The organism is Thiocystis violascens DSM 198 (assembly GCF_000227745.2).
In the GTDB taxonomy this organism is placed as follows: Bacteria; Pseudomonadota; Gammaproteobacteria; order Chromatiales; family Chromatiaceae; genus Chromatium; species Chromatium violascens.
In genome coordinates this window covers 279,885-292,288 of the sequence record NC_018012.1, presented here as the reverse complement: position 1 = coordinate 292,288, position 12,404 = coordinate 279,885, and the positions used below count along the sequence as shown (strand labels likewise).

Below are 12,404 nucleotides of genomic sequence, written 5' to 3'. Positions count from 1 at the left end.
CTCTTAAATGCCGAATGATTGGAACCGGGGTTCAAAACCAGGGTTTCGCCGCGAGAATGAACAGATGAACGGCGCCAGCCAAACCGACAAACGCGGTATAGGTCACCTTGAACTGTGCATGAAATTCTTTTGCTTGTGCCTCGGTAAGCCCCGAAATGCTCGAAATACTGCTTTTCTGCTGCTCAGCCATGTGCTGGCCTCCCACTTTGATGACATCGCCCTGACTCCCTTCCCGGTTGCCGTGAGCAACCAGCGGAGAAAGTCGCCGTCGGATCAGGTCCAATGGAAAGACCTAGTTGAATCAGGAGGTCTATCAGTGGACTTACTAGTATTCGCAAGTGATCCTACGTGTCAGGATAGACTGACAGAAAATAATGTCAAGTAAATTTGACAACGTCCAAGACTCCGCCGTCGACGGGTCGAGGTCGAAGAGAACGCGGCTTGTGCTAACGTTCGGGCATTCGTCCCCAGCGGGACGCCCTATCCGATCGAGACGCCACATGCCACCCAAATACCCCCTGATCCTGGTCGACGCCTCCGGCTATCTGTTTCGCGCCTATCACGCGCTGCCCAAGCTGACCAACTCCAGGGGCGAGCCGACCGGCGCCCTGCTGGGCGTGCTCAACATGCTGCGCAAACTGATCGAGGAACATCGGCCGGAATATCTCGGGGTGGTCTTCGACGCCGCCGGCAAGAGCTTTCGCAACGATCTTTATCCCGCGTACAAGGCGCATCGCCCGCCGATGCCGGAGGATCTGCGCGAACAGATCCAACCATTACAGGAAGTCATTCGGGCGATGGGTCTGCCGCTGCTGGTGATTCCGGAGGTCGAGGCCGATGACGTCATCGGTACGCTCGCCACCCAGGCAGCCGCCATGGGCATCCCGACCCTGATCTCGACTGGCGACAAGGACATGGCGCAACTCGTTGACGAGCATGTCACCTTGGTCAATACCATGACCGATACTCTGCTGGACCCGGCCGGGGTGCGGGAGAAATTTGGCGTCCCGCCCGAGCGCATCGTCGATTATCTGAGCCTGATGGGCGACAGCGCCGACAATGTGCCCGGCGTGCCGAAGTGCGGCGAAAAGACCGCCGTGAAGTGGATCGCCGAATACGGCGGACTGGAGGGCGTGATCGCCAACGCGGGGACGATCAAGGGTAAGATCGGGGAAAACCTGCGCGCGGCGCTCGACCAGTTACCGCTGTCGCGCCAGCTCACCACCATCAAGCGCGATGTCGCGCTTGAGTATGGCCCCACGGATCTGCGCCGAACCCCGCCCGACGTGGAAACCCTGCGCGGCTGGTACGAACGCTTCGAATCGCGCCGTCTGCTCGCGACCCTCGACGGAATCGCCCAGCAGGCCGACACACCGCCAGCGCCAGAGCCAGTGCCCCCGGCGGCCCTGCCCCACGTCGACTATGATCTGATCCTCACCCCGGACGCCTTCGAGATCTGGATGCGGCGCCTGGAGTCGGCCGCGCTGTTTGCGTTCGATACCGAAACCACCGGTCTCGACTACATGCGCGCCGACCTGGTGGGTCTGTCCTTCGCCATCGAGCCCGGCCAGGCGGCCTATGTTCCGGTCGCCCACGCCTATCCCGGCGCCCCGGATCAGCTCGACCGCGACCGGGTTCTAGCCCGATTGAAACCGCTGCTGGAGGACGCCAGCCGCTCCAAGGTTGGTCAGAATCTCAAGTTCGACATGAGCGTACTGGCCCGTCATGGCATCGAACTGCGCGGCATCGCCCACGACACCATGCTCGAAAGCTATGTGCTCGACAGCACCGCCACCCGGCACAACATGGACGCGCTAGCCAAGAAATATCTGGACTACGACACGGTGCATTTCGAGGACATCGCGGGCAAGGGAGTCAAGCAGCTCAGCTTCGATCAGATCCCGCTGGAGCAGGCCGGCCACTATGCCGCCGAGGACGCCGACATCACGCTGCGGCTACATCGGGCCTTCTGGCCCCGGCTGGAGGCGACCCCCTCGCTGGCCCATCTGTATCGTTCCATCGAGATGCCGCTGGTCCCCATCCTGTCGCGGATCGAGCGTACCGGGGTGCGGATCGACAGCGGCCTGCTGGCCCGTCAGAGCCAGGATCTGGGCCGGCGCATCGCCGAGCTGGAGACCCAGGCATACGCGAGCGCCCGCCATCCGTTCAACATCGGCTCGCCCAAGCAGATCGGGGCCATATTCTTCGAGGAGCTGGGTCTGCCGGTGGTCGCCAAGACCCCCAAGGGCGCGCCGTCCACCTCCGAGGACGTGCTGGAGCGACTGGCGGCGGACGGTCATGAACTCCCCGGTCTCATCCTCCAACACCGCAGTCTTTCGAAACTCAAATCCACCTACACCGACAAGCTGCCCCAGATGGTCAACCCCGAAACCGGGCGGGTGCATACCTCTTACCATCAGGCGGTCGCCGCCACCGGGCGCCTGTCGTCCAGCGATCCGAATCTACAGAACATCCCCATCCGCACCGAGGAAGGCCGGCTGATCCGTCGTGCCTTCATCGCGGAGCCGGGATACCGGATGCTCGCCGCCGACTACTCGCAGATCGAGCTGCGGATCATGGCCCATCTCTCCGGCGACGAACGGCTGCTCAACGCCTTCGTCACGGGCCAGGACATCCACCGCGCCACGGCGGCGGAGATTCTGGGTCTCGCACCCGAGTCAGTGACCAGCGAACAGCGTCGTTCGGCCAAAGCGATCAATTTCGGGCTCATCTATGGCATGTCGGCCTTTGGACTGGCGCGTCAGCTCGGCATCGAGCGGGGCGCCGCCCAGGAGTACGTGGACCGCTATTTCGCCCGCTATCCGGGGGTGCGGGCGTTCATGGACCGCATCCGCGCCCAGGCCCGCGAAGACCGCTATGTCGAAACCCTGTTCGGGCGTCGGCTCTATCTCGCCGACATCGGCCACAGCAACCAGGGGCGACGCGCGGGCGCCGAGCGCACCGCCATCAACGCCCCCATGCAGGGCACCGCCGCCGACATCATCAAGCGCGCCATGATCGCGCTGGATCAATGGATTCAGTCGGAACGCCCGCCGGTTCGCATGATCATGCAGGTCCATGACGAACTGGTGTTCGAGGTGGCGGAGGATGCCGTCGAGATAGCCAGCGTGCGGATTCGGAGCGCCATGGAGTCGGCGGCCGAACTGGCGGTTCCGCTGATCGTGGATATTGGCGTTGGCGAGAATTGGGACGAGGCGCATTGAACCGCGTCCGTCACGGACGCATCGTTACGCGCGATTCGTGGTGACATTGCAGCCGTTCGTGGTGACATTGCAGCCGTTCGTGGTGACATTGCAGCCGTTCGTGGTGACATTGCATCCGTTCGTGGTGAGCTTGTCGAACCATGAACGGATGCAATGTCGGCCTCGGAGCGAGGTTTTCCGTTCGTCCCATTCGACAAGCTCATGACAGGCTTCGACAAGCTCAGGACGAACGGAAAACCGGTCAAATCTTTTCCGGAAAATCACCCTGTCGGACAAATATCGGGAACCTGTAAATGAACAGTTTCTTAGAGGGTGTAGACAAAAATAATTGAGCTGCTATTTGTATACCAGTCTACAACTGAGCTGGTGTGCGCTGATGTCGAAAGCTGGTCGTCCCCCCAAGATTCACGAGGCGGAGCAAGCGGTATTGCGTCAAATTGTCACGGATCGCCCGACCTCCACGCTGTCAGAGATTGCCCGGGAACTCGCGGCACGGACGGGAATCGAGGCTCATGAAGCAACGATTCGCAAGTCCTTGCGGGAGGCGGGCGTCACGCGCCTCCGGGGCGAGAGTGGTCTCGAGGCGCAAGCGCGCGCAACGCCGCGTCGGTATGGGTATACGGATGCGCATCGTCGCCACGACCCCGACCAAAGCTACCCAAGTTGTCTGACCGATGCGGAGTGGGACTTGGTCGCCGCTCTCTTTGAGATGCCGGGCGGGCGGGGTCAACCGCCCCGCGTGTCGCGCCGGAGCATCCTGGAGGCGTGTTGCTACGTGGTGCGCACGGGGTGCGCGTGGCGGATGCTGCCGCACGATTTCGCGCCTTGGCAGAATGTCTACAAGACGTTTCGCCGTTGGAGTGCGGCTGGGAAGTTTGAGCAGATGCATGATCGACTGCGGGGGCAATGGCGCGAACGCGAGGGGCGTGAGATCGCGCCGACGGCGGCGGTGCTGGATGCGCAATCGACCCGCGGCTCGCCGCAGGGTGGACCGAGCGGCTTTGATGCGGGCAAGCAGGTCAAGGGGCGCAAGCGCAGCCTGGTGGTCGATACCTTGGGGTTCGTGTTGGCGGTGAGCGTGGTCGCGGCCAATCTTCAGGACCGCGATGCCGCCTCGGGCGCCGTCGCTGACACGGCCGCCAAGTACCCCCAGATCAACACGCTGTTTGTCGATAGCGCCTACGCCGGTCAATTTGCCCAAACCACCGAGCAGACCCACGCGATCCGCGTGGAAGTCGTGCGCCATCCAGCCAACAAAAGCGTTGGCTCCTGGCACGTGGACGGGGCGCCTGACCGAGTGGTGATCGCCAACGCCGACGGCTTCGTTCCGCTGCCGAAGCGCTGGGTTGTCGAGCGCACCCATGCGTGGAATGAGCGTGCCCGTCGATTGATCATGCATCATGACCGTCTGCCAGCGGTCTCCGAAACCTGGGTTTGGCTGGCGGAGGCGCGCATCCTGCTGCGGCGGTTGACCACAACGGTTTGATTTTGTCTACACCCTCTTAATGGCAGTGGATGAAAGGTGGGAGGCAGAGCGCGGACGCTAGTCCGATCCGATCCGCGCGAGGTTCAACGCCAGCAGGCGGCGCAGAATCTCGGCGTCGGACAAGGCCGGCGTGTCGTCGCTCCAGCCGTAGGCGTTCGCCACCGCCGTATCGAGTGCTTGATGGTGATTGACCAGCCAGGCCGGGGGCGTGTTGTAGAGGTTGGTGAGGGTGCGTTTCTTCAGCTCGGCAGCGTGTTCGGTCTTGGGTACGATCCGCTCCGGGTAGCCGGGGACGACTTCGGGGATGCGTTCGATCCACTCGGGCGGGTTCAGCCAGTTCTCGCGCAGTGCGTTGAGACGGTGCGCGGCCTCGGCGATGGCCTGGGCGTGTGGCCGACGCTCGGTGTCGACGGTCGGGATCACGGCGCCCGATTCGAGTGTCTCGGTTCCTTGGTTGGTATTGGCCGGGGTCAGTCCTTCGGGGAAGGGGAAGGTCCGAAAAGTGCTGGACGATGTATAGCGGAGGCGATCCTCAAGGCTACTGCCCATCTGCAATGCCCATCTCTCATGGAGTCGGGAGTTGTCGGGATCGCGCGGCTTCTCGACGCTGAGCAGTTCGCAGAGGTCGCTAAAGTTTTGTTGCGCGCCGGCACGTTCGTTGAGCCGGTTCCCTTTCCAGTTTGCGATAAATTCTTCCGGTGTCATCCTGATGGTTCCGTGGTGGGCGCGAACAGAACAAGGAAAGCCAGTGCGACAAGCCACGGTCCGCGGGGCATGGCGATGTAATATTGCATCCGTTCGTTGCGACATTGAATCCGTTCATGGTTCGACAAGCTCACCACGAACGGATTCAATGTCGGCTTCGGAGCGCGATTTTCCGTTCGTCCTGAGCGTATCGAAGGATGAACGGAAAATCGGTAAAGTCTTTCCCGGAAATCGCCTTAACTGAATGGCAGCGCCTCGAACGGTACGGAGATCGTTTAGATGAACGGATCGTCCGACTGAACCCATGAGACCTTCGGCTTCGCTCAAGACAGGCTTTGGGACGAACAGATTCAATGTCACCGCGAACGGATCAAGTTTGGGTTGACGTTTCCCGGAAATTCCAAATTCCCAAGAAGATTTCGGACAGCGCCCGCGGAACTTCGCCAAGTGACTCCGGTCACATTTTACGAGCGAAACGGGGCTGTTCATCCCCCTGGCAGCCTCAAGTACCGGCAGCTCTGCCGGGAAAGCATTCCCCCGACGTCTTTACCCCAGGGCGTCGGGGGTTCTTTATGCGACTCGCATCAGCGTGACAGATAGGCCCGCACGGCCTCCTTCAAGGTATCGAAATTGCGCCTGAGTTCGGCCATGGCGTCCTGCACCTCCGGTGCCTGCTTCACGTCACGCGCGACTCGCTTGAGCGTCGCGGCATGCTCGCGTCTCCAGACCGCCATCCGCTCGATCAGCCGCTTCAGTCCCTCGTCCGCTCCGTTATTGTTGCCCGAGGGCGCGTAGCCAAACTGGTAATCGACGATGTCTTCGGTCACCTCGCCCTTGAAAAGTCGGTGCAGTTCGACCTGGAGACACTTGGCGCTGTAGCTGAAGCGACCGTCCTTTTCCAGACGCCGCACGCTCATGCGAATCTGGGTGGATTCGAGCAGATGCAGCGGGGCATGGCGGGCGGCGCGCTTGACGAAGTCGTGATCCTCGGCCAGCCGGAGCGCTTCGTCGAAGCCGCCGACACGGTCGAAAAGTTCGTGATCGACGAAAATGGCGAAACCGCCGGCATGCGGCGCGGTCTTGAGACTGAGCTTGACGAATTGGTTGGCAAGCTCGAAGAGAAGCGCATCGAGCGGATTGTCGGAATCCGGCTCGAACCAACAGGTCGCGAGTCGAATCCCCTCCGCGTCCATCTCTCCAAGCGCCTTTTCCAAAAAATCCGCCGGCGGCAGGACATCGGCGTCGAAAAAAAACAGCCGCTCGCCGCGCGCCACCGCGGCGCCGCGGTTGCGGCCCGCTGCGGGCATTCCGCCCTCGGTCAGGTTCACGCCTCGCGCGCGGCAGATCGCGCGCGTCTCGTCGCTCGACCCGGCATCGGCCACGATGATCTCGAAGTCGCGGAAGGTCTGGCGGTCGAGCCGATCCAGCAATCCGGGGAGGAGTTCGGCTTCGTTCAGGGTTGGGATGATGACACTGGCCTTCATGTTGTCCCCCGATGAAATTGAATCGCGTCTCCAATGACAGGCGCTGGCGCGGGTTAGATCAGTTCCAGCGAGTCGTCGAGCGCCGTGTCAAGCAGCGATCGATACAGAGAGTCGTCGAGATCGAAACCGCCGGTGCGGCACACGTCCGCATACCAGCGCGCACTGAGCTTGGGTGTCCGCCGCAGGCTTCGATAGTCGACATGGATCAACCCAAAGCGCTTCGACAGGCCCAGGGACCATTCAAAATTGTCCAGCAGGCTCCAGACGAAATACCCGCGCACATCGCTGCCCGCGTCCATGGCGCGGTGCAGCATGAACAGATAGCCCTCCAGATAGTCGCGCCGCTGCGGGTCGCGCACGCTCCCGTCCGACTCGACCCGATCGACGAAGGCCGCGCCGTTCTCGGTAATATAGACCGGCGGATTGCCGTAACGCTCGCGCAGCCAGGTCAGGGTATCGAGAAAGCTGCGCGGCTCGATCTGCCAGTCCATGTCGGTGTGCCGGGCGTTCGGATCGAGGCTGCGCGCCAGCCGAAAACCCAGCCAGGGCAGCCAGTTGCGTTCCACGATGAGGTGCGAATAGTGGTTGACGCCGACGAAATCGACCGGCTGGCCGATGAGCGCCAGATCGCCCGGACGCAAGGTCCGTCGGTAGACGGTTAGCAGACGCCGGAGCGACGTCGGATAGCGTCCGGCCAGGATCGGATCGGCGAAGAGTCGATTCGCCAGTGCATCGATCCGCTCGGCCAGACGCACATCCGAGCGCCGACACGGGAGCACCGGGAAGAGGTTGAGCGCCGGCCCGACAGCGGCATCGGCGACGTGCGCGCGCAGACGCTGAAGGCCGGCGCCATGGGCCAGCAGGAGGTGGTGGGCGACGCGAAAGGCGCGCAGCGGATGGCGTCGACCGGGCGCGTGGTCGCCGGAGACATAGCCCGCAGTGGCGATCGTGAGCGGCTCGTTGATGGTGACCCAATGCTTGACCCGATCGCCTAGGGCGCGCGCGACCGCCTCGGCATAGTCGGCAAAGCGCCAGACGGTGTCGCGCGACTCCCAGCCGCCGCGCTGCTGCTCGAACCAGGGCAGATCCCAGTGGTAGAGGGTCGCGAACGGTCGAATCCCGCGTGCGAGCAGTCCATCCACCAGCCGGTCGTAAAAATCGAGGCCCAACCGATTCGCCCGCCGCGCGGGGCTGGAGATCACCCGCGGCCAGGAGATGGAGAAGCGATAGGCGCCCAATCCAAGCGCCGCCATGAGATCCAGATCCTCGCGATAGCGCCGGTAGTGGTCGCAGGCAACGCTGGCGTCCGTGCCGTCCAGAATCCGGCCGCGCCGCGCCGTGAAGCGATCCCAGATCGACGGCGCCTTGCCATCCAGGTCGGCGGCCCCCTCGATCTGAAAGGCCGCCGTCGCCGCGCCCCAGATCAGATGGTCGGGAAACTGGATGCGTTGCATGCGAGCGGCGGCCAGGACTGAATGCAGCGTCAGTCGAGCGACTTTTCGCAATCCGCGATCAAGGCATCGAGCAACTGCACCGACGATGTCGCCTCCTTTTTGATTTCTTTTAGAAAATCCAGTTCGCTCTTGGAAATCCGTCCGTCCGCGAATAACGCCTTACGCAAGACGTCGACTTCTTTCTGACTGATATGGCCATCGGCCAGGGCAAACGCTTTCGCAACGTCACGCCATTGAGCCATGGGAACACCTCATCTCCGATGAATGAATGATCGGCATGACCAAGGATCATGCCGGTATTGGCGCGCTTTCGCGGTTACCATGAGCGTCTGCCCCGCTTGGGGCGTCACTCACTCATTCCAGGATAGACTCCATGGCCCTCAAGGCAACCGTGTTCAAGGCGCAGGTTCAGATCAGCGACATGGACCGTCACTATTACGCTAGCCATGCGCTCACTCTGGCTCGTCATCCCTCCGAAACCGATACCCGGATGATGGTCCGGCTGTTCGCCTTCTGTCTCTTCGCCGACCCGCTGTTGAGCTTCACCAAGGGACTGTCCACCGACGACGAACCGGACCTCTGGCAGCGCAGCCTGAGCGGCGAGATCGAGCGCTGGATCGAACTGGGTCAACCGGACGAGCGGCGGCTCCGCCAGGCCAGCGGACGCGCCCAGGACGTGGTGACGATCAATTTCGCGGGCCGGGCGGGCGACCTCTGGTGGCAACAGAACGGCGCGAGCCTGCAACGTCTGCGCAATCTCCGGGTGCTCGACCTGAACAGCGTCGAGGTGCAGTCACTGACCGGACTGGTGGCGCGCTCCATGGATCTCCAGTGCACCATCGATGGCGGTCAGGTCTGGATCGGCAACGGCCAGACGACGGTGGAGTTGACGCCGACCGTGCGGCAGGACAGGAGCGGCCGATGAACGTCCGCCAACCAAACGCCGACGGTCGCCTGACGCGATAACAGCGGTCAGCGTCCAGCCGCAAGCCATTCGAGATCAGACCGTTATAGACTACGCCCGACCGTTGGAACCGCCAGGAACGACCTCCGGTTTCACCCGCCACAGCAGGAAGCCACCAATCAGAAAGAGGAGCGATAGCGACAGGATGCTGTCGCGCGGACCAGCGCCGGGCACCACCAACGGGGTCAGCGCGATCAGGAGCGGCCCGAGGATTGTGGCGAATTTTCCGACCATGTTGAAGAACCCGAAGAATTCGGCGCTCTTGTCGACCGGGATCAGGCGGGCATAGAGCGATCGCGACAGACTCTGCACGCCGCCCTGCACCAGTCCGATCGCGATGGCGAGGATTAAAAAATCCTCCGCGGTGCGCAGGAAACGCCAGGCATAGACGATCGCCAGAAAATAGACGGCAAGGCCGATGAGGATCGCTGGCCGCGCGCCGATTCGCTGACCCAGCCAGCCAAAAAGGAGTGCGGCGGGAAAGGCGACGAACTGGGTAACCAGCAGCGCGGCGATCAGGGCGCTCTGATCGAGCCCCAACACCCGATCGCCGAAAAACACGGCGGTCTTGATGACCGTGTTGACCCCGTCGATATAGATCCAGTAGGCCACGAGGAATAACAGAATCGCGCGCAGCTTGCGGATTTCCGACAGTGTGCGCCGTAACTGTCGCCAGCCCTCGCGTATCGCGCGCGCCGGCGGCGCCGGATCCTGGGTGGGCGTCTCCTTGACGAACCGCAGCAGCGGCACCGTGAACAGCGCCCACCAGACGGCCACGGAGAGAAAGGAGACGCGAACCGCCTCGCCGGGGTCCGAGAGACCGAACCACTCGGGGTTCTTGACCATCAGCACATTGACGGCAAACAGCAGTCCCCCGCCCACATACCCCAGCGCGTAGCCGAAGGCCGAAACGAGATCGAAATCGCGCGCGCTTGAGACATCCGGGAGCATGGAGTCGTAGAAGACGTTGGCGCCCGAGAACCCCACGGTCCCCAGCGCGAAGAGCGCGAGTCCGAGCGGCCATTGTCCAGCATGGACCCAGACAAGACCGGCGGTCATGAGGATGCCGATCATCGCGAACAGGGCGAGAAAGCGCTTGCGGCTACCGCCGCGATCCGCGATGGCGCCTAAAATTGGAGCGGCGATCGCCACCAGCAGGCTGGCGCCGAAGAGCGCGACGTTGAACCAGAATTGCGCGTCCTGGATGGACAGATCGCCGCTGATGGCGCTGTAGAAAACGGGAAAGAACCCCGCCATCACGGTCGTCGCGAAGGCTGAATTGGCCCAGTCGTAAAGCGCCCAGGCCAGAACCGGGCGATGCATCAGGATGCTCGACACGCTTGAATACATCCGCCGGAGGCTGTGATTGAAAGGTCGGAATGATAGCCGCATCCGCCGTGTCTGGGAAAAACGCTGACATCCGCCATCGTAGGAGCCCGCTTGCGGGCGACATGACCTGTCAAACGCCTATGGGTCTGCCGACCCCGTCGCCCGCAAGCAAACCCGCAGGTCCGCAAGTCGCCCGCAAGCGGGCTCCTACGTCAAAAATCGAGAATTACTGGAGGCATCCCGGCAGACTCGACAGACATGCGTGGAAATGACAGGATGTGGCCGGAACGGCTTCAAGCCGCCGCGACGAGAATCACAACCGGTGCGGGACGTCCGAGGGGATATCGTCCATGGGTCAAGAGCGGCCCGCCGAATCAATCGCTCTCCCCCGCCGCGCCGCCCTCGTGTCAACTTGATCGGAGCGCAGATCGCATGATGGATTGTCCGCACCCTAAATTCGATTTGGCGGCACTGACGATTGCCGCGGCCCTCGCCGCGCCGATGGCCGCGGCAACCGACTTTCCAAATAGCGATTATCTCACCGGCAACTGGGGCGGTGCGCGCGATCGCTGGAAGGAACAAGGCGTGACCATCAATCTGGGCTATACCGCCGAGCCGATGGCCAATGTCTCCGGCGGGGAGATAAAAGGCGGAACCTATGCCGACAATATCGGCCTGAATTTTGGTTTCGACCTCGAACGCCTCCTGGGCATCGGCGGGACCGACCTGCTGATCCAGGTCTCCAAACGTGACGGTCTGAGTGTCTCGGAGCGCTTCGTCGCCCCCTCCGAGGGCGGCAACCTCTTCACCGTCCAGGAACTCTATGGCGGCCAGAACGTCAAGCTCGCCAATGTCCAGTTCAATACCCGCCTGCTCGATGACCGGCTCAACCTCGCCTATGGGCGTCTGATCGCGAACGACGATTTCCTGCGTTCGCCGCTCTACTGCCAGTTCTTCAACAATTCATTCTGCGGCAGTCCCAAGCCGGTGTTCCTGCAGAACCCTTTCACCTTCACCGCCTATCCGCTGGCGACCTGGGGCGCGCGGGCGCGCTATGACACCCCCGCGAGAAACTGGACCATTCAGGCGGCCGTCTACGACGGTGACCCCGAGGGTAAGGAAGGCGACCCGGCGAGCCCCAGCCACAACGATCACGGCACCAGTTGGGGCTTCGGCGACAACGGCGTGACCCTGGCGGGCGAGATTCACTATCACGTCAACCGCGATTCCAAGGACGCCTTGCCGGGGGTCTATAAGATCGGCGGCTACTACATGACCGGCGAGTTCCAGAATGTCGGGCGACTCGACAACGCCACCGAGACGGGCAACGCCATGGGCTGGGTGCTGGCGGATCAGATGCTCTACCGCGAGAGCGCCGGCGCGGATCGCGGGCTCTCAGGCTTCGGGGCGGTCGTCTTCAGCCTGACCGACGACGTCAATCCCATGACCTGGTACTTCAACACCGGCCTGATCTATGAGGGTCTCTTCCGCGCGCGTCCCAGGGACACCACGGGGCTGGCGATCACCAGCGGCTGGTTCGGCGACCGCGTCAATGTGGCGCGTAACGCCCAGGATCTGGCCGAAAAGGATTACGAGGCGGTGATCGAACTCAATCACAAGTTCGTCCTGGGCCACGGCATCGCCATTCAGCCGGATCTTCAGTATGTCATCCGTCCAGCGGGCACCGGCGATATCGACAATGCGCTGCTCATTGGCGCCAAGGTGAGCGTGCAATTCTGACCGTCCATCCACAGGAGA

The 12,404-nt window shown here is 62.5% G+C and carries 10 protein-coding genes; 4 read left to right on the top strand and 6 right to left on the bottom strand.

Annotated features, from left to right (window positions below; translation table 11 throughout):
- Positions 1-31: 31 nt before the first annotated feature.
- Positions 32-190, bottom strand: a complete 159-nt coding sequence (locus THIVI_RS01330) for a light-harvesting protein (RefSeq protein WP_014776851.1) — start codon at positions 188-190, stop codon at positions 32-34.
- Between the two features lie 310 nt (positions 191-500).
- Between THIVI_RS01330 and polA the strand changes: the two genes are divergently transcribed.
- Positions 501-3,224, top strand: coding sequence for a DNA polymerase I (gene polA / locus THIVI_RS01325; RefSeq protein ID WP_014776850.1), 2,724 nt, complete (start codon positions 501-503; stop codon positions 3,222-3,224).
- A gap of 376 nt (positions 3,225-3,600) precedes the next feature.
- Complete coding sequence (locus THIVI_RS01320; protein ID WP_041447199.1) at positions 3,601-4,710, top strand: IS5 family transposase; 1,110 nt, start codon at positions 3,601-3,603, stop codon at positions 4,708-4,710.
- 57 nt (positions 4,711-4,767) lie between these two features.
- Here the strand turns inward: THIVI_RS01320 and THIVI_RS25465 are convergent, their stop codons facing one another.
- The 4 genes from THIVI_RS25465 to THIVI_RS01300 all read right to left on the bottom strand — a co-directional run bounded on the left by THIVI_RS25465 (position 4,768) and on the right by THIVI_RS01300 (position 8,595).
- The gene (locus THIVI_RS25465; RefSeq protein ID WP_014776848.1) at positions 4,768-5,415 is read right to left on the bottom strand and encodes a hypothetical protein; all 648 of its coding nucleotides are present in this window, start codon (positions 5,413-5,415) and stop codon (positions 4,768-4,770) included.
- Between the two features lie 584 nt (positions 5,416-5,999).
- Entirely contained in the window at positions 6,000-6,899 is a 900-nt protein-coding gene (locus tag THIVI_RS01310; protein ID WP_014776847.1) for a glycosyltransferase, read from the bottom strand.
- A gap of 53 nt (positions 6,900-6,952) precedes the next feature.
- Positions 6,953-8,353, bottom strand: coding sequence for a GH1 family beta-glucosidase (locus THIVI_RS01305; protein WP_014776846.1), 1,401 nt, complete (start codon positions 8,351-8,353; stop codon positions 6,953-6,955).
- Positions 8,354-8,382: 29 nt separating this feature from the next.
- Positions 8,383-8,595, bottom strand: a complete 213-nt coding sequence (locus THIVI_RS01300) for a hypothetical protein (protein ID WP_014776845.1) — start codon at positions 8,593-8,595, stop codon at positions 8,383-8,385.
- A gap of 131 nt (positions 8,596-8,726) precedes the next feature.
- Between THIVI_RS01300 and THIVI_RS01295 the strand changes: the two genes are divergently transcribed.
- Positions 8,727-9,278, top strand: coding sequence for a YaeQ family protein (locus THIVI_RS01295; protein WP_014776844.1), 552 nt, complete (start codon positions 8,727-8,729; stop codon positions 9,276-9,278).
- 90 nt (positions 9,279-9,368) lie between these two features.
- On the opposite strand, the gene THIVI_RS01290 is transcribed toward THIVI_RS01295, so the two are convergent.
- Positions 9,369-10,655 (bottom strand): MFS transporter, encoded by a 1,287-nt coding sequence (locus THIVI_RS01290; protein ID WP_245537344.1) that lies wholly within the window; start codon positions 10,653-10,655, stop codon positions 9,369-9,371.
- A 423-nt stretch (positions 10,656-11,078) separates the two neighbouring features.
- Between THIVI_RS01290 and THIVI_RS01285 the strand changes: the two genes are divergently transcribed.
- Positions 11,079-12,386 carry a carbohydrate porin gene (locus THIVI_RS01285; RefSeq protein WP_014776842.1) on the top strand — a complete coding sequence of 436 codons (1,308 nt, stop codon included), beginning with the start codon at positions 11,079-11,081 and terminating at the stop codon, positions 12,384-12,386.
- The last annotated feature ends 18 nt before the right edge of the window (positions 12,387-12,404 follow it).

Excerpts from the sequence above, each read along its gene's own strand:
- THIVI_RS01330 (WP_014776851.1), bottom strand. The coding sequence starts at position 190 with ATGGCTGAGCAGCAGAAAAGCAGTATTTCGAGCATTTCGGGGCTTACC.
- polA (WP_014776850.1), top strand. The coding sequence starts at position 501 with ATGCCACCCAAATACCCCCTGATCCTGGTCGACGCCTCCGGCTATCTG.
- THIVI_RS01320 (WP_041447199.1), top strand. The coding sequence starts at position 3,601 with ATGTCGAAAGCTGGTCGTCCCCCCAAGATTCACGAGGCGGAGCAAGCG.
- THIVI_RS25465 (WP_014776848.1), bottom strand. The coding sequence starts at position 5,415 with ATGACACCGGAAGAATTTATCGCAAACTGGAAAGGGAACCGGCTCAAC.
- THIVI_RS01310 (WP_014776847.1), bottom strand. The coding sequence starts at position 6,899 with ATGAAGGCCAGTGTCATCATCCCAACCCTGAACGAAGCCGAACTCCTC.
- THIVI_RS01305 (WP_014776846.1), bottom strand. The coding sequence starts at position 8,353 with ATGCAACGCATCCAGTTTCCCGACCATCTGATCTGGGGCGCGGCGACG.
- THIVI_RS01300 (WP_014776845.1), bottom strand. The coding sequence starts at position 8,595 with ATGGCTCAATGGCGTGACGTTGCGAAAGCGTTTGCCCTGGCCGATGGC.
- THIVI_RS01295 (WP_014776844.1), top strand. The coding sequence starts at position 8,727 with ATGGCCCTCAAGGCAACCGTGTTCAAGGCGCAGGTTCAGATCAGCGAC.
- THIVI_RS01285 (WP_014776842.1), top strand. The coding sequence starts at position 11,079 with ATGATGGATTGTCCGCACCCTAAATTCGATTTGGCGGCACTGACGATT.